At 37.5% G+C, this 20,468-nt stretch carries 18 protein-coding genes; 15 read left to right on the top strand and 3 right to left on the bottom strand.

Features of this window, described 5'->3' with window-relative positions; translation table 11 throughout:
* The first annotated feature begins 25 nt into the window (after nt 1–25).
* The 9 genes from CACET_RS18035 (at nt 26) to CACET_RS17995 (ending at nt 9,293) form a co-directional block, all read left to right on the top strand.
* The gene (locus CACET_RS18035) at nt 26–1,270 is read left to right on the top strand and encodes a Ger(x)C family spore germination protein (RefSeq protein WP_044826558.1); all 1,245 of its coding nucleotides are present in this window, start codon (nt 26–28) and stop codon (nt 1,268–1,270) included.
* 24 nt (nt 1,271–1,294) lie between these two features.
* On the top strand, nt 1,295–2,404 hold the full coding sequence (locus CACET_RS18030) for a GerAB/ArcD/ProY family transporter (RefSeq protein WP_044826559.1): 1,110 nt from the start codon (nt 1,295–1,297) through the stop codon (nt 2,402–2,404).
* A gap of 37 nt (nt 2,405–2,441) precedes the next feature.
* Nucleotides 2,442–3,554 (top strand): GerAB/ArcD/ProY family transporter, encoded by a 1,113-nt coding sequence (locus CACET_RS18025; protein WP_044826560.1) that lies wholly within the window; start codon nt 2,442–2,444, stop codon nt 3,552–3,554.
* Between the two features lie 89 nt (nt 3,555–3,643).
* Nucleotides 3,644–4,306 (top strand): stage II sporulation protein R, encoded by a 663-nt coding sequence (gene spoIIR / locus CACET_RS18020; protein ID WP_044826561.1) that lies wholly within the window; start codon nt 3,644–3,646, stop codon nt 4,304–4,306.
* Between the two features lie 271 nt (nt 4,307–4,577).
* Entirely contained in the window at nt 4,578–5,129 is a 552-nt protein-coding gene (locus tag CACET_RS18015) for a CBO0543 family protein (protein WP_158386131.1), read from the top strand.
* 45 nt (nt 5,130–5,174) lie between these two features.
* On the top strand, nt 5,175–6,434 hold the full coding sequence (locus tag CACET_RS18010) for a hypothetical protein (protein ID WP_044826563.1): 1,260 nt from the start codon (nt 5,175–5,177) through the stop codon (nt 6,432–6,434).
* A 176-nt stretch (nt 6,435–6,610) separates the two neighbouring features.
* Nucleotides 6,611–7,660, top strand: coding sequence for a D-alanine--D-alanine ligase family protein (locus CACET_RS18005; protein ID WP_044826564.1), 1,050 nt, complete (start codon nt 6,611–6,613; stop codon nt 7,658–7,660).
* Nucleotides 7,661–7,678: 18 nt separating this feature from the next.
* Nucleotides 7,679–8,101: a YwiB family protein gene (locus CACET_RS18000; RefSeq protein ID WP_044826565.1), complete on the top strand. Its 423-nt coding sequence runs from the start codon at nt 7,679–7,681 to the stop codon at nt 8,099–8,101.
* A gap of 97 nt (nt 8,102–8,198) precedes the next feature.
* Entirely contained in the window at nt 8,199–9,293 is a 1,095-nt protein-coding gene (locus CACET_RS17995) for an HD-GYP domain-containing protein (RefSeq protein WP_044826566.1), read from the top strand.
* Nucleotides 9,294–9,395: 102 nt separating this feature from the next.
* On the opposite strand, the gene CACET_RS17990 is transcribed toward CACET_RS17995, so the two are convergent.
* A complete protein-coding gene (locus tag CACET_RS17990) occupies nt 9,396–10,379 on the bottom strand; it encodes a P1 family peptidase (RefSeq protein WP_044826567.1) in 984 nt (327 codons plus the stop codon).
* A 787-nt stretch (nt 10,380–11,166) separates the two neighbouring features.
* On the opposite strand from CACET_RS17990, the gene CACET_RS17985 reads away from it, so the two are divergent.
* On the top strand, nt 11,167–12,321 hold the full coding sequence (locus tag CACET_RS17985) for an iron-containing alcohol dehydrogenase (RefSeq protein ID WP_048407555.1): 1,155 nt from the start codon (nt 11,167–11,169) through the stop codon (nt 12,319–12,321).
* 49 nt (nt 12,322–12,370) lie between these two features.
* Here CACET_RS17985 and CACET_RS17980 read toward each other — a convergent pair whose 3' ends face one another.
* Nucleotides 12,371–13,465 carry a GerAB/ArcD/ProY family transporter gene (locus tag CACET_RS17980; protein ID WP_044826382.1) on the bottom strand — a complete coding sequence of 365 codons (1,095 nt, stop codon included), beginning with the start codon at nt 13,463–13,465 and terminating at the stop codon, nt 12,371–12,373.
* A gap of 135 nt (nt 13,466–13,600) precedes the next feature.
* Here CACET_RS17980 and CACET_RS17975 point away from each other — a divergent pair, with 135 nt between their 5' ends.
* Both CACET_RS17975 and CACET_RS17970 read left to right on the top strand, forming a co-directional pair.
* Nucleotides 13,601–15,016 carry a spore germination protein gene (locus CACET_RS17975; RefSeq protein WP_044826388.1) on the top strand — a complete coding sequence of 472 codons (1,416 nt, stop codon included), beginning with the start codon at nt 13,601–13,603 and terminating at the stop codon, nt 15,014–15,016.
* Nucleotides 15,013–16,125, top strand: a complete 1,113-nt coding sequence (locus CACET_RS17970) for a Ger(x)C family spore germination protein (protein WP_044826381.1) — start codon at nt 15,013–15,015, stop codon at nt 16,123–16,125. The genes CACET_RS17975 and CACET_RS17970 overlap by 4 nt, the downstream gene beginning before the upstream one ends.
* Nucleotides 16,126–16,493: 368 nt before the next feature.
* On the opposite strand, the gene CACET_RS17965 is transcribed toward CACET_RS17970, so the two are convergent.
* Nucleotides 16,494–17,582 (bottom strand): HD-GYP domain-containing protein, encoded by a 1,089-nt coding sequence (locus CACET_RS17965; protein WP_052661588.1) that lies wholly within the window; start codon nt 17,580–17,582, stop codon nt 16,494–16,496.
* 748 nt (nt 17,583–18,330) lie between these two features.
* On the opposite strand from CACET_RS17965, the gene CACET_RS17960 reads away from it, so the two are divergent.
* The 3 genes from CACET_RS17960 (at nt 18,331) to CACET_RS17950 (ending at nt 20,419) form a co-directional block, all read left to right on the top strand.
* Nucleotides 18,331–18,534: a helix-turn-helix domain-containing protein gene (locus tag CACET_RS17960; protein ID WP_044826380.1), complete on the top strand. Its 204-nt coding sequence runs from the start codon at nt 18,331–18,333 to the stop codon at nt 18,532–18,534.
* Nucleotides 18,535–18,916: 382 nt separating this feature from the next.
* Complete coding sequence (locus tag CACET_RS17955) at nt 18,917–19,246, top strand: hypothetical protein (protein ID WP_144414803.1); 330 nt, start codon at nt 18,917–18,919, stop codon at nt 19,244–19,246.
* A gap of 24 nt (nt 19,247–19,270) precedes the next feature.
* Nucleotides 19,271–20,419 (top strand): THUMP domain-containing class I SAM-dependent RNA methyltransferase, encoded by a 1,149-nt coding sequence (locus tag CACET_RS17950; RefSeq protein WP_044826378.1) that lies wholly within the window; start codon nt 19,271–19,273, stop codon nt 20,417–20,419.
* Nucleotides 20,420–20,468 lie beyond the last annotated feature (49 nt).

Genomic DNA, 20,468 nt, shown 5'->3' with positions numbered 1-20,468 from the left:
AATTGTTGAGGAAAGGGGAATACAAGTGACGAAGAAGAAAATATTGTTGCTAATAGTAACCATACTCATTATGACATCCACTCTAACCGCCTGTTGGGATGCCATCGAAATCGATGAGCGAGCCTATGTTATGGCTTTAGGGGTAGATAAATATGAAGCACCTCTAGGGGAACCTACTGGTAGGGAAGGAGCAGATAGAGATGAAGAGGGTAATCAGATCAGTGCCAACATTCCTCAGGACACCCCCAGAAACCGATTTAACTTTACTTATGCTATCCCCAATGTAGAATTTCTAGTAGGAGAATCGGAAACAGCCAATATCCTTTACAAGACTGTTGGAGAAAACCTCTATTCAGCTAGCCGGGTACTGACTACCCGCTTAAACAAACAAATTTTCTTTGGTCATTTAAAGGTGTTGGTGGTTGGTGAGAGTGTGGCAAGGGACTCCAAGCTATTTCGGGAAATACTAGATGTAGTAGAGAGAGAACAGTTTATTAGCAGAAGAATCGGTATTGTTATCGCCCCCGACAATGCAGCAAATGTGTTGGAGGTGGAGCCAGAAATCAATCCCATGACGGGACAGTTCATGGCAGATCTCTTCCGAAACAAGGATCGTTCTCCTCGTTCCGGTGGAGGCATGATGGGAGAAGTGCTAGAGGATCTACATCGATGGGGGGATACGGTGATACCAAGGGTGATCCCAGGGGAGACTGCTGTTAAAATTGCAGGCTCTGCTGTTATCAAAAACTATCAATTACAGGGGTGGCTAGGAGAAATAGAAACAAGAGCTTTAGAGATTATGAGGGGGACCGCTCGACCGGGAGGATTAAGTGTTAAATATGATGGGACCATAGATGCTGGAGAAAAAGGTAGAGATCATGAACACATTGTTCCTGTAGACCTTACCTATTTATCTAGAAAGTTTCATCTAGATAGAGCTTCTGATAATATCAAGATTACTATAGAGATTGAAACCGAAGGAGAAATAGAGCAGTTTTATCTTGACCCTGAGCACGACTTGCTGGAGCCAGATACAATACGGGCAATAGAGGATTTACTATGTGAAAAGATAGAAGAGGAATTGAGTGCTACCATTGAAAAGCTACAGAAGGAGTTTGAAGTAGATGTGATTGGTATCAACCATTACCTCAGCAGATTTCATCCAAGGCTATGGGAAGAGGTGAAGGAGGAGTGGGGAGAGATTTTCCCTACGATTGATATCGTAGTGGATGTAGATTCAAAAATACGTCGGATAGGCTTGACCAGGTAGGCTGTCTTAGGAGGAAGAGATGTGATGTTTTCTAATAATGATAAAATATCGGTTTCCCAAATGATTCATATTCTTATCTTAGCTATGGTGGGGGTCGGGATTTTGGATCTACCAAGGAGATTGGTGGAGGAAGGAAGAACTGACGGCTGGATCATATTGGTTTTAGGAGGTTTGACCGTCCTTGGATTTTCCTTTTTACATGGGTATATCGTAAAGGGTTTTCCGGGAAAGAGCTATTTTGAAATTGTCTCCTTGACCTTAACAAAGCCTGCAGCCTATTTTGTGGTAGCCTACTTTTTTATCTACTTTATTGGGATTACAGGTCTTGTTACCCGATTTTTTACGGATGTGATAAAGACCTATGCATTACCCCGTACCCCTAAAGAGATCATTATTCTAGGTATTTTACTTGTTGCTGCTTATCTTAATAGAAAAGGAATCGAGGTATTAGGTAGACTGGCGGAGCTGATAGGAATACCGATGGGGGTAGTGATATTGGCATTGTTTGCAGTATCTTGGCCAGAAGTAGAGCTTGGCAACCTTCTTCCAGTTTTTCAGACACCTTTTATAGAGATACTTCGTGGAATACCCTTTGTATTTTTTAGTTTCTTGGGTTTTGAAATCATCTTGGTTTTTGGCATGTTTCTTAATGAACCCCACAAATCAACAAAAGCAGGACCCATAGCCATCTTCGTTGTATTAATGCTATACATTCTTATCAATACTTCAACTTTAGGAAACTTTGGAGAGCAGCAGATGCAACATCTTATATGGCCCTTATTGGCCAATTTTGAAACCATCCAATTGCCAGGAGCCTTTATTGAAAATGTGGGAATTTTTGTTATGGGGATATGGATTCTCACAGTATTTATGACGATCGCTCCTATGCACCTAGGGGGTAATTACATGATCACCCAGTTATTTCATGGAAGAGAGCATAATTATTTAGGTTTGCCTTTGCTGCCAATCATTTTTTTTGTTTCTATGTGGCCTGATAGCATAACCGATGTCTATGAATATATAGGGATACTTACGGACTATACTGGCTATGGCGTTGTTATCATTATACCTCTGATGATCCTATCATCTATGGTAATTAAGGGAAAAACCAAAGGAGATACTACAGGAGCATAGAAGAAAAAGCATCACAATAAAGAAGGAGGAAATGAAAATGTTTCCCAATAATGATCGTATAACCATTTACCAGATGACGAATATAATAATTTTAGCCTTGATAGGCATAGGTATTCTTACGTTGCCTAGGGATCTAGTAGAGGCAGTAGGAACTGATGGATGGTTGATTTTGATCGGTGGAGGGATTCTTACAATGGCTATAGCTTTTCTTCATGGGTATATTGTAAAATCCTTCCCCAGGAAGAGTTTTTTTGAGATTATTGCCCTTACTTTGACAAAGCCCATAGCTTATTTACTAACAGGATTTTTTATCCTTTACCTAATAGGAAGCAATGGTTTTCTCTTAAGAATTTTTGTTGAGGTAGTCAAGACCTTACTACTTCGAAGGACTCCCCTAGAGGTGACAATCCTTGCGATGTTGGTTCCTATTGCCTATTTGGCAAGAAAGGGCATAGAACCCCTAGCTAGGCTGACCAATATCATATTTCCTACATCGGTGGTCTTTGTTATCATCCTATTTGTCTTGACTCTTGGGCAAGCAGATCCGTCAAACTTACGACCTTTTTTTCAAGCCTCTCCATCAGAGCTATTTGGGGCATTGGATATCGTGTTATTTAGTTTTTTAGGCTATGAACTCCTACTGGTTTTTGGTATCGCCTTAAATAAACCACAGGAGGCCACGAAGATAGGCCCTGTTTCTATATTGGTGGTGCTAATTATTTATCTAGGGCTAAATGCAGCTATTCTATCAAATTTTGGTGTGGCACAAACCAAGCATCTTATATGGCCCACTATTAGTGTGTTTAAAACCATCCAGCTACCGGGAGCCTTTATTGAAAATGTTGAGGTTATTGTGATGGCGGTGTGGGTTTTCACCATTTTTATGACACTGGCCCCCTTTCATTTGGCAACCACCATGTTGATGGCAGATATGGGGGCTACAAAGGAACATAGCTACCTTGCTTTGCCAGCATTACCCTTTGTGTATGCTGTTGCTATGTACAGCAGTAGTATCTCCGATGTTTATTATCACTTAGGGGTTTTTACAGATTATACCGCCTATATCGCTATCATCGGTACACCTGTTGCTATTCTAATAGGAATGGTAATCAGGAAACTACTAAAAAAGAATGGCAAGGAAAGTATGTAAGAAAAGATAAAGGTAGGGCTGTATATTTTTTCCCCTACTTGTACATACTGATAGTAGAACAATCAAATGGAGATTTAGGGGGAAATTATATGTATAAAAAGTTTATAGTGGCTTTTATGATAGTAGGAGTTATAAGTGTTTTAATCTTTCCTATGAAGGAAAGCAAAGGAGCGTTTCAATTGGAAAGACGAGGAAACAACCTTATAAGATTTCATGTATTGGCTAACAGTGATAACCCTGAGGACCAGCTGTTGAAGCTAAAGGTAAGGGACAAAATTATAGCAGCTATGGGAGATACATTAGAGACCTCCAGCGGGATTGAAGAAACTAGAAATATTCTTAGGGAAAATTTATTAAAAATAGAAGAAGTGGCGGAAGAGGAAATTACTGCTAATGGTGAAAACTATAAGGTATCAGCGGCACTAGTGGAGGATACCTTCCCCACAAGACGCTATGGGGGCGTTGTATTTCCTGCTGGAAAGTACGAAGCTCTTAAGGTAGTAATTGGAGAAGGAGAAGGACAGAACTGGTGGTGTGTCATGTTTCCACCCCTCTGCTTTGTAGATGTTAAAAATGGTTTGACGGATGAGAGAACCCAGCGTGAATTAAAGACTGCTTTAACGGAGGAAGAATATACACTGGTTTATAATGCTTCTAATAAAGGAGAATTACCTTTACAATTAAGATCTAAAATCGTTGAAGTTTATCAAACTTCAAAAAATCGCTTAAGTCGTTTTGCAGCTACATTTTAAAAATTAATAGCAAATTTAGTGGCGAAGAATCTTATTTCTTCGCTTTTTCACCTCAAAATAATAAAAATTCAGTAAGGAAACCATTAGCGTTAACCGAAACCATAATTTATCATACTAAGGGGAGCAAAGCGGAGTCGAAGGATGACAGTTCGACAGAATTTTAGAAATAATTGTGTTAAGTTAACGCTTATGATAAAGAAATATCAAACATATAAAGAACGAACTAGGGAAAAAATAAGCGTATATACAGGAAGGAGTGAACAAGTAAATCGTGAATGGTGGAAATGAATTGACCAATAAAATGATAGAGGCAAAAAGACTGTATAGGGACAGGTCTCTTTCCCACTGGTATACATCTGAATTTGGTACATGGCAGTGGTTCCTTCATTTAGCTGTCTTCATTTTTTTGCTATACATATGGTGGAAGATGATTGATAAGAAACGAATCTATGAACTCCTATCCTACGGATTTTTAGTGAGTACAATTTCAATCGTGCTAGATGTTATAGGTACTGAACTTGTACTGTGGACTTATCCGATTCGATTACTGCCCACGATACCTCGTTTATTTTCTATTGATCTTACAGTGATGCCGGTTGTCTATACAATTTTCTATCAAAAGTATCCTGAATGGAAACAATATATTATTGTAGCCACCATCGTAGCCCTTCTATATGCCTTTGTCGCAGAACCTATGTTGGTATGGATAGGTATTTATAAATTATTTCACTGGAGATACATATATTCCTTCCCTATTTATATTGCAATTGCAGTCTTCTGTAAGTGGATCATCATGTGGCTTGGCAGGAGGTCTAAGGTTTAAGTAAAAGTCATAAGGAAGTATGAAGCTTGAAAGGGTGCATTTGTTATGAATAAAGATATAATGAATCGGTTTTCACCCCGTCGCCAAAAGGCCTATGTCAGCATATTCGGCACAACACAATTGCATTTACGAAACCCTTATGTAATCGCATGGTGGTCTGCTGCCTTCCCTGGTGCGGGACATATGCTGCTATCAAAATATCTAAGGGGATTTCTTTTGTTTTTATGGGAAGTAATCGTTAATATACAGTCTAATTTGAATCTTGCAATTCTCTATTCCTTCATAGGAAGATTTGATAGGGCAAAAGAAGTGCTTGATACCCAGTGGCTATTGCTTTATATTGCGACCTATATTTTTGCTATATGGGATGGCTATCGTACAGCAGCAGACATAAATAATTACTATGTTTTGGCAGCAAGGGAAGATGCACAAATTACACCACAAATAGTAAGTGCAATGGAAATCAATTATTTAGACAAAAGAAAACCATTGGTGGCAGCAGGATGGTCCTTTATCATGCCAGGATTAGGTCAGCTTTACATTCATCGAATTGTTACTGCAGCATTTATTCTTATTTGGTGGATTGTTATTATGTACTTTTCAAAGCTGCTTCCGGCAATACACGCATCTTTCTTAGGTAATTTTCAGGAAGCAAAATCTATTGTTGATCCACAGTGGCTTTTAAATATTCCCTCCGTATATATGTTTGCCATATACGATGCCTATGTAAATACCGTTGAGAATAACAAATTGTTTGAGTGGGAACAATCTAAGTTTCTTAAAAGGGACTATCAGAGTCAAAACTTTCCTATGCCGAAGAGAAGAAAAAAGAGCGAGGGTGATCCTGTGTATATCATATCAACATTTGAACATTCAGTGTACTTGGAAATGGCTATTACGGCAATTCAAATGAAGGGGATTCCAAAAGAAGATATTTTTGCTGTTCCTATGGATAAAAGAGGGGAAGACAGGGTACTGTTTGATAGTATGCACTTTTCTGATGGGTTGAGTTTATTTGATTTGCCTGCAATATTAGGAGCGATATTTATGCTTTTTGGGACGATTTATGGCTTTATACTAAAGTGGGGACCTATATGGTGGGCACTAATTGGTTTGGCCTTTGGTTTTAGTTTAGGCTTAATCATAAAGTTAATCATAACAAAAAAATATTCAAATAGACAGGAAAAATATAGAGCAACAGAAGTAGTCCTTATCATCCAGTGCAAAGAGACTCAATTAGAAACAGTAAAAGACACACTTTGGTCTCATTATGCTTTGGGTGTTAGAAAGTTAGATTTAGAGTAGTATGGGAGATATTGAATCAAAGTAAAATTTGTAGAATGTAAAAGAAGGAAAAAGATAAGCTGTCCCAGCGGAGAATTTATTCTCTGCTTTTTTAAATTTTTGGCAAAGATATAAAAGTTGAATAATACTTATGATAAAGGTAGAATATTAATTAAGAAGTAAAGGAAGGTGGAAATATGAAAAAGCTAAATATCATGGTGGTCTTTGGAGGGCAGTCTGGAGAGCATGAAGTATCTCTTATGTCGGCGGCTTCCGTACTAAAGGTAATGAATAGAGAAAAATACAATATTATACCTGTAGGGATTACAAAAGAAGGTATTTGGAAACATTACGATGGACCTATAGATAAAATACCTACCGGTGAATGGGAAGGCTTAGGAAAAAAACAAGAATTTCTTTCTTTGGGTAAAACTGCGACATCTCAAATAGATGTTGTCTTTCCTATCTTGCATGGACCCTTTGGTGAGGATGGTACGATTCAAGGTCTACTAGAAATGATCAACCTTCCTTATGTAGGTGCCAGTGTAATGGCGTCTGCTATAGGGATGGATAAGGCAATGACAAAAAAACTATGTATTGCAGAAAATATACCTCAAGCCAAATATAAAACGGTACTTCATAGCAGCTATATAAAAAAACAAGAAGAATATATAAAAGAGATGGAAGAAAGCTTGGGGTATCCTATGTTTGTCAAGCCTGCTAATCTGGGTTCAAGTGTAGGGATTTCTAAAGCGAAAACGAAGCAGGAGTTGGTGGAGGCTGTAAAAAAAGCCTTTGAATATGATAGAAAAATTGTGGTTGAGGAGTTTATTGATGGAAGAGAAATCGAGTGTTCCGTTTTAGGTAATGATGAAGCTGTAGCCTCCCTGCCGGCTGAGATTATACCCTCTCATGAATTTTATGACTACAAAGATAAATACTTTGATGGTACCAGCAGGTTTCAGATTCCTGCGGACTTACCAGAGGAGGTCACTAAGGAAGTACAGCAGCTAGCTTTAAAAGTGTATAAATTGATGGATTGTTGTGGATTAGCTCGGGTAGATTTTTTTGTTGCAAGACAGGGCGGTCGAATATACTTCAATGAAATCAATACGATGCCGGGTTTTACAAAGATCAGTATGTATCCTAAAATGTGGGAAGCCACGGGATTGTCTTATGAAGCATTAATTGATAAACTAATAACATTGGCGATTGAAAGATTTCAAGAGAGACCGCAACGATACTAGTGAAAAAGGATGGATGAGATGAAGGAAACAAGGATGATCCGAGTAATGGGGATTCAAAAGGATAAAAAAGGCGAAGAGAATAAAATAGAATTAGTAACAGAAGGAACCTTTTATGATAAAAAAGAAAGTCTGTATATTATTTATGAGGAGTCGGAAATTTCCGGGATGGAGGGTGCCACCACCACATTAAAGATTGAAGGAAAAAACAGAGTGTCCATGAAGCGTTTTGGCAGCTCAGGGCTACAACTGGTTTTTGAAAAAGGAAAGAGCTTTATCTCCCAGTATAGTACACAATACGGCGACTTTGAAATGGAGATTTTCACAAAAGAACTAAATGTTCATTTGCAGGATGGGAAAAAAGGTGCCATCGAAATTCACTATGACTTATGGATTGAGGGGCTGGCGGACACTACAAATCAACTAAAAATTCAGTTGATGTAAAGGATAGAAAAATGTGATAATATAAAAAGGGATTTAGAGCCACATAAGAGATATATCTATAGCAAATGATAGCAGTTAAGCAGTAGGAGGAAGGAAAATGAGATATGTACCTATCGATTATGCTAGAGAAGGAGACTTTCTGGCCCAGCCCCTATTTAATGAAGAAGGATTGGTTCTTTTAGCGAAGGGTGTTAAATTAACGGAGGGGTTAATCCATAAGATAAAAAAGCAAGGGTACTATTCTCTTTATATATTGGATGATATCAGCCATCAAGAAATACAGGATATGATTAAACCTGAGATTCGACAAAGGACCACTGCTGTTATAAAAAAAATCATGCATACAATTCCACAAGATAAAAAACTACTATCCAATGAAGCTAGAGAAATCCAACGAAATATGAAGGAACTAGTGGGATTAATGAAAATTATAACAGATGAAGTGTTCACCCAAAAGGCTTTAGTGATGAGCCTTGTGGATATAAGAAATGTTGACAACTATACTTACGCCCACTCTGTCAATGTTATGCTACATGCTCTACTTTTAGGAATTAGTGTTGAGCTAAACCGCAATGAACTTTATGATTTATCTATTGGTGCCACGGTACATGATATAGGTAAGGTCTTTGTACCAGAAAGCATATTAAAGAAACCTGGTGCTTTAACTGACGAGGAGTTTCAAGAAATGCAGCAGCACACTACCAAGGGTTTTAGCTTTCTAAAGGAGTATACAGACTTTTCTGCTACAGCTCGAATTATAAGTCTACAGCACCAAGAGAGGATAGACGGCAGTGGTTATCCAGTAAATCTAAAGGGAGACGAGATACACCTTTACTCAAGAATTACAGCTATCGCTGATGTCTATGATGCCCTAACTGCCGATAGACATTATCGGCGGGCCCTGCCAGCAAAGGAAGCTATAGAGTACATTATGGGTGCAAGTGGAAGATTTTTTGATGGAGAATTGGTAAAAGCCTTTGTTTCTAAGGTAAATCCTTATCCTGTGGGAACCCTAATAAAACTTAGTAATGGTTTTGAAGGCATTGTAGAGGAAGTAAATGATTTTACTTACTTAAGACCAGTGGTGAAGATTTTAACAGAGGAGGGAAAAAAAGTAACACCATGGCTATGTAATCTTTTAAAGGAAAATAGCTTAGTAATTGAAGACACGATTTATAAGCTGAGCACATAAGCAAACCCTATTCTTTGCCAAGAATAGGGTTTGCCTATCTAATAGGATTACTTAAAAATCATTAGCGTTAATTTAAACCACGACTTGTCATCCTTCGTTATTTCAAGATCCTTCGCTATGCTCAGGATGACAGTCAGCATAACACTTTAGGCCATCTAAAGAAGTAGCATGCTTTACTGCTCTTACTACGGCTTCTTCCATTACTTTAGCTGCTAATAAGCCTGTTGCACTGATATCCGCCTCTACCTCACCAGTAGCCATAGTGAAGATAGTGTCTCCATCCACCATGGTATGAGCTGGACGGATACTTCTTGCATAGCCATTATGGGCCATGGAGGCAACTTTGCTGGCTCCTGCTTTTGTGAGTTTTCCATTGGTTGCAATAACACCTATGGTGGTGTTGCCTGTAAATAAATTTTTATTATTATTGTACTGCTGAAGTAGGACCTTTTCTGTATTAGCAAAGGATAGTCCATCAGGGGATAATGCACCGCTAATCACTTCTCCTGTAGAGGGATCTACTACATCTCCAAAAGAATTGACCGCCACCAAAGCTGCTACCATTAAATCCCCCACTTTTATACCGTAACTTCCGACACCTCCCTTCATAGCATACTCAGGCCCTAAGCACTTCCCAATAGTTGCCCCTGTACCTGCCCCTATTGTTCCTTGAAGAGGGGGCTGGCTGCTGGCATTTTCACAGGCTTTATAGCCCATCTCTTTATCAGGACGAATCTTATAATCTCCGACTAGCAAATCAAATAGCACAGCAGCCCCTACAATAGGTACGGTGGTAACACCTACATCAAAACCTATTCCTTTTTCTTCTAAATAGGACATTACCCCTGCTGCTGCATCTAGTCCAAAAGCACTTCCACCTGCTAAAAGAACAGCATGAAGTTTTTCTACAAGATTTAATGGATTTAAAAGTTCTGTTTCCCGAGTACCAGGAGCACCTCCTCGTACATCGACGCCTCCGACAGCCCCTTCCTCACAAAGAATGACAGTACAGCCCGTAGCTGCCTCAAGGTTTTCTGCATGACCTACCTTAATTCCTTTTATAGCAGTAAATAAAATTTCCTCCAAGTGAATGCCTCCTTTTTTCTATACAAAGAACTCAACTTGTACAACTTTTTAGCTACCAGCTTAGTTCTAAGCATATATCTATTATCATATCATAAGCGTTAACTTAAACCATAATTTGTCATCCTGAGGGGAGCAAAGCGAAGTTGAAGGATCTTACGTATTAGCAAAGTTCTTGGTTATTCCAACTATGCTCAGGATGACAGTTGGAGAGAATTTTGGAAATAATTGTGTTAAGTTAACGTCTAAGATTATCATATACGTTTTTTAATATATAGATAAACAACATCAGGACTTAATTTTGAACTTGCTTATCTATCAGAAGAAAATGAATTTAATTGAATTCTTCTAAAATTGGAGAAGTATTACATGGAAATTGTTACTACAAAATCATTATTATTACTATTCAATCGTTTATTTCAACAGTTCATACATAATTTCTTACAATTCATTCAATTTTGAATATATTTTTCTTTGCAATATAGTAAAATAAAAACAGAAAATGAGATTGATAGCCTCTTATAAGTTTAGTGAATATATTGATGATTAAGTTTTTATTGCAATCTTTTGCTGTAAAGGATAAAGAGTGTTAATAAAAAAATATTAAAATATATTCATAAAAGATTCATAAAAGAGAGAGCTTGACAATATATTAAGTTAAAGGGTTGTCTACTTTATTAGGGGAAGTGGACAATTAGACACCAGAAGAAAAACGATTTCATTTGTCTATTGGCCTATTTTAAATAGGCAATATTATAAACCATTAATATTTTAAAAGGGGGAAGATTTAATGAGTCAAGTGTACAGCTATTTTATGCCAAACGTTAACCTAATGGGACCAGGTGCAGTTCAAGAAGTTGGAGAGCAAGCAAAAGCATTAGGAGCAAAGAAACCTTTAATCGTTACTGATGTTATGCTTAACAAAATGGGTATGGCTGATGAAGTAAAAGCTATCGTAGAAGCAGCTGGATTAGAAGTTGTTGTATTTGATGGTGCTGAGCCAAATCCAACTGACAAGAACGTACATGATGGATATGATATGTACAAAGCAAATGGTTGTGACATGATTATCTCTTTAGGTGGAGGTTCTCCTCATGACTGTGCTAAAGGTGTTGGTCTTGTAGCATCAAATGGTGGAAACATCAGAGAATATGAAGGCGTTAACAAGTCTACTAATCCTTTTGTTCCATTTATCGCTATCAATACTACAGCTGGTACAGCTAGTGAAATGACACGTTTCTGTATCATCACTGATACAGACAGACATATCAAAATGGCAATCGTTGACTGGAGAGTAACTCCAAGCGTATCTATCAATGATCCATTAATGATGATGAAGAAGCCACCAGCCTTAACAGCTGCAACAGGTATGGATGCTTTAACTCACTCTGTAGAAGCTTATGTTTCAACTATTGCTACACCAGTAACTGATTCAGCTGCTCTTATGTCAATCAAGTTAATCTCTGAAAACTTAAGAAACGCTGTTGCGAATGGCCAAAACTTCAAAGCTAGAGAAAACATGGCTTATGCTCAGTTCCTAGGCGGTATGGCATTTAACAACGCTAGTTTAGGTTATGTTCATGCTATGGCTCACCAATTAGGTGGATTCTATAACCTTCCTCATGGTGTTTGTAATGCGATCTTATTACCACACGTAGAGCAATACAACTTAATCAGTAATCCTCAACGTTTTGCTGATATCGCTGTTGCATTAGGCGAAAACATAGAAGGATTATCTGTAAGAGAAGCTGCTGACAAAGCTATCGCAGCTATCAAGAAATTATCTCAAGACGTTGGTATTCCAGCTGGCTTAACTGACTTAGGCGTTAAGGAAGAAGATCTTAAAGTTATGGCAGAAAATGCTATGAAGGATGCTTGCGGTTTCACTAACCCAAGAGTACCTACTTTAGAAGACGTTATCCAAATCTTTAAGAACGCTATGTAATTAAAATTATATATACTGAGAGACCTCGGGAAAAGAATCCCGAGGTCTTTTAATGATTTTTTGAAGCAGGGGATTTCTGCTTGCTTTTCTTTATATGAAAGATGGTAAAAACAAAGAAGGGAATGATAATAAAATTTACTAAGGAAAAATAAGTATAGTAATTTAACAGCCTTAAAAGAAGAAACAAATTATTGGCAGCCAAATAGCCACAGACACCAACAAGAATTGTGATAAAATAAGGCACCCACTTCTTTCTAATCCCCATCTCCTCTAGGAGGATTAAAAAACCATAGAAAGTAATGATATATTTTAAGTACCATCCCCCCACCATCTGTAGCATAACAAACAACTCTCCTGCCTCTAGATAACGAAAATAGGTCACCAATTGGGTCTGCAAGAGGTTAGGATAAATCATCTCATTGACGACTTCAATATGAAAGGTTTGAATCAAACCGGTTAGAGAAACAAGCTGCATCTGAATAACAAATAAAAGACCTAAGACACTATGTTTTAATAACTTTTTATTATCTTTGATTTTGGTTAAGTAGGGAAAGATAATAGTAACAGCTCCGTAAAGACCAAGAATTTGCAAAATAGACAATAGAAAGCCTTTAGTGAAACCCCTTTCAAATACTGGCAGCAGGTAGGCAAGGTGTTTATCCTTAGCTGTCAATATAGCTAGGTTAATCCCCGATATGGTTACAAGGGTGATACCAATCAAGGTAACGACAATAACAGGCACAAGACCTTTTGATACTGTATAAAGGGTGGGAAAAATAAAAAACACTAAAAAATACCAAATAGGGGTTTCTACCAACATATTGACATGCATTGCATTTGACTGTACAGCAGCGGCTTCTACTAAAGTGAGGAATAAGGAGAATAAAAACAAAGCAATCAGTAGATTACCTAAACCCTTTCCTAAAGCTTCCTGATAAATTTTATAAAAGTTGTAATTCTTATGACTTTGACAAATTTTCATCATACAAATCAAATAAAGCAAGATAAAAATAGAAGCAACAATCATAGCAATCCAACTTTCCCGCATACCATTTTTAGTATAGACGGTGGGATAGGTTTTTAAGGAAACCACGCTAGTGGCTACAATAAAGACGCCAAAATGCTTTGAGGAAAACTTATCCATGCTGCTAACCCCCTTAAGGAAAAAATTACTTTATATTGTATTATCTATCAAAAAAATAAAAATTATTCCTTAGAATACATATTTCGACTTGTTGCTACAGAAAATAAGCTGGGTGATATAATGAGTAAAAAGTCAATGAATGAAAAAAAATATCAAGCTAGATTGAAAGAAATTAAAGAAAAGTTAGGAGATAACTATGATGTTATTTTAAGAGAAATTCATACCGACAAGGGTGTTATACAGCTGATCTTTCTGGATAGCATCAGCGATAGTACTTATATTAGTCAATACATAATTTCACCACTATTACAGCAAGAGGAAATAAGTGATGATATAGAAGTAATAAAAAGCAGAGTGTTGGCAGCCAATCATATAGGTGATGTGGAGAAAATCGATGCAATTCTATTGCACATTTTATCTGGGGATATCATCTTGCTTTTTAGTTTTATTGACGCTGTAATTTATTGTTCAGCAAGACAGTACAGCTCTAGAGCTATCGAGGAACCCCCCAGTGAAGTGGTCATTAAAGGTCCAAGGGAAGGATTAACGGAAAATATTGCAGAGAACATATCTTTAATCAGAAAAAAAATTCGAAACAGAGATTTAAAGTTTGAAAGGGTAATTATTGGGGAGGAAAGCAACACCACCGTTTTGCTGGTGTACATTGAGGGCAAGGCACCACAGCATCTAGTACAATACATAAAAAGGCGATTAGAAAATATAAATAACCACTTTTTATTTGAAATTAACTTCATCGAAGAAGAATTAAAGTGTAAAAGAACCCCCTTTGATACCATAGGTTATACGGAAAAGCCAGATGTTCTGGTGTCGAAGGTATCAGAAGGAAGGGTGGCTATCCTAGCAGACAGCAGTCCCTTTGCCCTGACGGCACCACATTTCTTTTTAGAAGAAATCCAGATGGCAGATGATTATTATTTAAATAAATATCCTCAAAATTATTTTCGTTTAATTAGGTGGGTGGCTCTTTTAATTGCACTATTGTTACCAGGATTATATGTGGCACTGACTACGTATCATTTTAGCTTAATCCCCTCTATCTTTGTGTTTCGTCTGGCGGTTTTAAGGGCAGGGGTGCCCTTCCCCACTATAGTAGAGGTGGTTATTATGATGTTTTTCTTCCAGTTGTTAAGGGAGGCAGGTATCCGATTGCCTCAGGCGATAGGTCCTGCCATCAGTATCGTAGGGGCATTGATTTTAGGAGATGCCGCCATTCGTTCCGGTATGGCATCGGAGATTACCGTACTGGTGGTGGCTTTGTCGGCAATATCCTTATTTTTAATTCCAAAACTCTATGGGGGAGTTAGTATATGGACCAATATTATCATGATATTTTCTGCTTTATTGGGACTGCCGGGTTTTTTTATTGGTTTTATAGTCTTTTGTTCTCATCTAGCCAGTTTAGACAGCTGTGATTATCCTTATCTTTACCCTCTGGGAACCTTGAAGAATTTTAACTTTAAGGACAATCTTCTTCGAGACGATATGAATAAGATCTCTAAGAATATACTGAAGGGGGATGAGAAGGAATGAAGAAAATTTACGTGGTTGTACTTTTGATTTGTAGTTTGCTGTTAAAAGGTTGCTATAACTACAATGATATTAACAGAATGTTGTTTCCCACCGCCATGCTTATCGATATCAATGAGGAGGGGGACTATGTAATAAGTTTGGAGATTTTCCATGCCTACCGCAGTAATCAGGACAATACAGAGCAGGGGCAGAGGATTTTGTACCAACGGGAAGGAAAGACCTTTTTTGATGCCATATCGGATTTTGAGTTGATTGGTGCTCATCCCTTTGATTATACACAAAATAAAGCCATTATTTTCACTGAAAGAGCAGCCCAGGTGGGGCTGGAAGGAATGATTGATTATCTTCATCGGCATCAGGAGCTATTGCTTCGCCCCTATGTAATGGTATATTTTGGGGACCCAAACGAGCTTCTCGATGTTCCTTTAAAACAAAATGAATACTTAGGTCTGTATCTCTTTGATTTAATGGACCGACCTCTTTCTAGGTTGACGATAGAGCATCGTAAACTATATGAACTGCTAAATGATCGAAGAATGGGGAAAAACACCTCTATTATTACCGCTATTAAGGTAGATGAAAACCATCTAGAGACGAAGGTAAAGAAGGATGGAGCGGCGGTCTTTCATAATGACAAGCTGGTGGATAAATTAGAGGTAAAGGATATGGTGCCAATAGCCTTTATAAACGATAAAGTGCGAAAGGGGTACTTAGATGTTCCTCACCCTGAATTTGCTGAAAAGAAGGTAACCCTTGAAATCGTAAAAAGCAATACTATCACAGATATTCTCTACGAAGAGGGCAGGATCTATCTAAGACAAACCGTCAATGTTCAAACGGTAATAGCGGGGATGGAAGAAAGACTGATTTTGGATGAGGCAGCAGTGAAGACAATAGAGCAAAATGGAGAAAAGATAATTCAACAAAAGTGTCATAGATTATTTAATGAATATAAGGAAAAGGGAATCGATCTATTTGATGTTCAGGAGATCTTTAAAAGAAAATACCCTAGGATGGATATAGACAATGTCATAGAGGTGACACAACTAGAAATGCAGGTGAACCATCATCTGAAGGGCAGTACGGACGTGCTTGATTTTAGAAGATGAGATGGAGAAAATACCTGTAGACATACGCCCCTAGAAGCATATGTCTATAAGTCAAAAGTTGTTCTCGACGATATAGAGTTGTAATGAAACTTCTACAACGCAAAAACTAATCTTATTGGTGTTTTATCATTGTTATGAAAGTACTATTTTGTCCTCCTGAGGGAGATAACGACCGAAGGATCTTAAGATTCTTCGCTGTGCTCAGAATGACACTTTCCTTTATCGTGGTGTGGTCAACCCGTGGAATTCTGAAGGTAGTGAAGAATCTTGTATTTTAGAGCTTTAAGACTCATTCGTTACCCTCAGGATGACAATGCTGACGCAGCCGGAAGAAACTGTCCCTGTGGCGTTTGTAGTAGTGTAGAATATTAAATCTTACTTACGGTACTCTGAATAACTAGCGTACGATTTTCTAATAAATTTACCGTCTGGTTGATCTTTTTCTGGTACTGGTCCATTACTAATCGCACCACGGGCCTTGAATAAAACCGACCATTTACCTGAATAACTACCCCAGTGCTACCGTCATTTAGCTTAACAAGCGTGTTGATGGGATAGGGGTTGATGTGTAAGATAAAAGCCTTGGTTAAGGTGGGGTGAAACAATGTGCCACCGCTCCCCATAATATATTCCAATACCTCTGCCACCGGCAGGGCTTTTCTATAGGGTCGATCAGAGGTCATAGCATCAAAGGTGTCTGCTACACTGATGATCCTAGAAAACAAATGAGTTTCATGATAGGATACTAGGTCGGGGTAACCAGTATCATCATAACGTTTGTGGTGTTGTAAAGCAGGAATACGAATGGTAGGGTTTAAATCTGTTTTTGTTTTTAAAAATTCATAGCCTTTATAGGTATGGCTTTTCACTTCTTCCATTTCTTCTGGAGTTAAGGGACCTTGTTTTTTTAGAATGTTGTCGGAAACAAACATCAGTCCAATATCATGCAGAGCTGCAGCCAATGCCAGCTTTTCTAACTCTGCCATGGCTAAACCCAGGCTACTGCCTAAAACCAAAGAGTGAATCATCACATTGATGGAGTGCTCATAAATATAACCCTCTACAGTTTTTAGGTCTAATAAATCGATGACAATATCTTTTTTAGAAAAAATTTCCTCCACAATGGTAGAGATGGTAGCTTTGGCCATTGTTAAGTCTGTATTAAAGGCTTGCTGTTTATTTGCAGTCTCCTTGGGGTCGTCTTTTGCTATAGAGGCTAATTTTCGAATATGACCAATAGCTTTTTGGCGGACATGGGGTTTGATGATATCTTCAATTTCTTTTTCGCTATACTCATCCTTTATATATACTTTGGTATATCCCATGGCTAATAGCTTAGATGCTAAAGAGGGTTTTAATTTGACTCCTTTAGATAATAGGATTTTTCCTTGGTCATTAAAAAGTGGAATAGCCAAGACGTGGTCTTCAGTAGCGTGGATTAAGTCAATCATTCTCATTTCAATCACCTTTTTCTGTGTTAAGATAGCATAGATATACGTTTTTAAATTTAAAAGTAACCACGTGTGTTTCGCTTTCCTTAATACAATATCATACTTTTAGTAAATTCGTCTAGCTTACAGTCAAAAATGAAGGTTTATCTTGATTCTCCGATGTTTCAGCTTGCTGGAAGGAGTTGGGGAATATTTGTAAGTTTTTTTAAAAAGTATATTGACATAATTTTAACAATAATATATAATCATATTAAAGATAATACCCCTAAATTATCTTCCCTCTTTACCCCTAATTATGTGCAATGACTCATTAAGTTCTAGAATCAAGTATAACTATGAAGACCTATTCGTCTATAAGACGAGGGTCTTTTTGTGTTTTTTTTAACTAACTTTCAACTTAATGGTTATTGTGGATAAGTTTGTTGTTATTAACAATCTTATCTACAGGATTATGGCTTATTGAGACTGCATTATTAACAATACTATACACAATATCCACAGAAAAACCACAAAAGTATCCACAGAAAAAGGGTTAGTAATGAATCCATTTTTTTCTAGGCACTTATAAGAAGGAGTGTGTTATTTTTTGTAGAAGTTAATCTCAAAGGAGTTTTCAGAAATTTTAATAAATAATTCTATCCAAGTTAATAGACACAGATTTATAAACATATAATGAAGAAAAGCCTTTAGTTAAAATAAAGCTGCTTGTATCACCATACTTTTATTCATACTTTTAGTAATGGGGGGATTTAGTATGTTAAATGGATTCAAAATAAGAGAGATAAGAATGAAGAAGGGGTATACCACTATGGATGTATCCAGAATTACTCAGATCTCTAAGAGCTATATTGAAGAGTTAGAAAGGGGTGACAAAAAGAATCCTTCCTTTAACAAAGTAGTATCTATAGCTGCGGCTTTAGGCATCCGTATAGATGATCTTGTAGTAAAATTTCCATGACTTCTACAAAAATTGCTGACCAGTGGTAAGTTTACTGCTGGTTTTTGTTTTGGATAAATAAATTTGTTATAATGATATCATTAGCGTTAATCTAAACCATAATTTGTCATTGTTATGAAAGTGCTATTTTGTCCTCTGGAGGGAGATAACGACCGAAGCATCTTAGGATTAGCAAAATTTCTCGTTATGCCAAGATCCTTCGCTACGCCTAGGATGATAGTTCGATAGAAATTTGCAAATAATTGTATTAAGTTAACGCTTATGACTCATATTTGAAACCAATTATCTGTAGAAAAACAACTATTTAAGTTGCAATAAAACTTTTACAGCTGTAACATATTTATTACAACTTATATAGTTAAAATAATAAGAGGTGATGATGTTGAAAAATACCAAGAAACAAAGGTCTAAAGAAAATCACTCTATGCAGAAGAATAAAAACCTGGAGGTATTGTATAATAAGGGTAAAAGCAACTACATAATAAGACATGGTATTTTAAGCTGGGGGATTTCTACCGGTATTATTTTCATACTACTAACTGGTGTATTTCAATATGGATTTTCCTTAAAACAAGTAGTGGGAAATCTTTTTAGCAGCAATGGTCTTTTTATATTAAGTATCTTTGCTTTAGGAGGATTTGTATGGGGAAGTATCATGTGGAAATGGTTGACAAAGGAAATAGAAAAAAACAAGGCGAAGAAGAAAAAGTAAAATACGATGGAATGGAGAGATACAGTGAAGAAACTAGAGTTGATTGCCACCGCTGCTTTTGGATTGGAGGCAGTAGTAGCTAGAGAGGTAAAAGACTTAGGCTATGAAGAGGTTAAAGTGGAAAACGGGAGGGTTTCATTTGTTGCAGATGAAATGGCTATAGCTAGATGTAATCTATGGCTAAGGACGGCTGATCGGGTACTTTTGAAGGTAGGAGAGTTTAAGGCCACCAGCTTTGAAGAATTATTTGAAGGGACAAAGGCACTTGACTGGGAGGAGTGGATTCCTGAAGAGGGAATCTTCCCTGTGGAGGGGAAGTCTATCAATTCCCAGCTTGCCAGTGTTCCTGACTGTCAAGCCATTGTTAAGAAGGCTGTGGTAGAAAAGCTGAAGGCAAAGTATCATACATCATGGTTTAAAGAAGAGAAGGGGCAGTATACGATAGAAGTAGCTCTTTTGAAGGATATTGCAACCTTAACCATTGATACCAGTGGAGCTGGTCTGCATAAAAGGGGCTATAGAACGCTTTCTAATAAGGCTCCTCTCAAAGAAACCCTAGCCGCAGCGTTAATCTTACTAAGCTATTGGAACCCCGATAGGGTTTTAATCGATCCCTTCTGTGGTTCAGGCACCATACCTATAGAAGCGGCATTGATAGGAAAGAATATCGCTCCGGGAATGAACAGAGGCTTTGTATCAGAGGAGTGGGAAGCAATTTCAAAAAATATATGGCGAGAAGCTAGAAAAGAAACCCATGACTTAGCAAATTACGATAAATCCATAAGGGTCTATGGTTCAGATATAGATGCAGAGGTGTTAAGTCTGGCAAGGTATCATATAGGAGAGGCTTTTTTGGAGGAGGATGTTCATATCCAGAAGTTAGATATAAGGGATCTAAGATCAAGATTTCAGTATGGCTGTATCATTTGTAATCCTCCTTATGGTGAAAGACTAGGAGAGAAACAGGAAGTAGAAAAACTATATAAAACCATGGGAAAAGTATTTGAAGGATTAGATACGTGGTCTCACTATATTATTACTTCTCATCCTGAGTTTGAAAAGTTTTTTGGAAAAAAGGCAGATAAAAAAAGAAAACTTTATAATGGGCGAATCCAGTGTAATTACTACCAGTACTATGGACCAAGGCCTCCTAAGGGACAGGATAAAGAATAGGGTGTAAGATCTTCAGGGAAAATTTGAAATTTTAAACAATTTAATATAT

It is taken from the genome of Clostridium aceticum (assembly GCF_001042715.1).
GTDB lineage: Bacteria > Bacillota > Clostridia > Peptostreptococcales > Natronincolaceae > Andreesenella > Andreesenella acetica.
This window is presented reverse-complemented; position numbering and strand designations above follow the sequence as displayed.

Coding starts and splice junctions, on each gene's coding strand:
- CACET_RS18025 (WP_044826560.1), top strand. CDS start 2,442: ATGTTTCCCAATAATGATCGTATAACCATTTACCAGATGACGAATATA.
- CACET_RS17985 (WP_048407555.1), top strand. CDS start 11,167: ATGAGTCAAGTGTACAGCTATTTTATGCCAAACGTTAACCTAATGGGA.
- CACET_RS17960 (WP_044826380.1), top strand. CDS start 18,331: ATGTTAAATGGATTCAAAATAAGAGAGATAAGAATGAAGAAGGGGTAT.
- spoIIR (WP_044826561.1), top strand. CDS start 3,644: ATGTATAAAAAGTTTATAGTGGCTTTTATGATAGTAGGAGTTATAAGT.
- CACET_RS17995 (WP_044826566.1), top strand. CDS start 8,199: ATGAGATATGTACCTATCGATTATGCTAGAGAAGGAGACTTTCTGGCC.
- CACET_RS17975 (WP_044826388.1), top strand. CDS start 13,601: ATGAATGAAAAAAAATATCAAGCTAGATTGAAAGAAATTAAAGAAAAG.
- CACET_RS18000 (WP_044826565.1), top strand. CDS start 7,679: ATGAAGGAAACAAGGATGATCCGAGTAATGGGGATTCAAAAGGATAAA.
- CACET_RS17980 (WP_044826382.1), bottom strand. CDS start 13,465: ATGGATAAGTTTTCCTCAAAGCATTTTGGCGTCTTTATTGTAGCCACT.
- CACET_RS18030 (WP_044826559.1), top strand. CDS start 1,295: ATGTTTTCTAATAATGATAAAATATCGGTTTCCCAAATGATTCATATT.
- CACET_RS17970 (WP_044826381.1), top strand. CDS start 15,013: ATGAAGAAAATTTACGTGGTTGTACTTTTGATTTGTAGTTTGCTGTTA.
- CACET_RS18010 (WP_044826563.1), top strand. CDS start 5,175: ATGAATAAAGATATAATGAATCGGTTTTCACCCCGTCGCCAAAAGGCC.
- CACET_RS18005 (WP_044826564.1), top strand. CDS start 6,611: ATGAAAAAGCTAAATATCATGGTGGTCTTTGGAGGGCAGTCTGGAGAG.
- CACET_RS17965 (WP_052661588.1), bottom strand. CDS start 17,582: ATGAGAATGATTGACTTAATCCACGCTACTGAAGACCACGTCTTGGCT.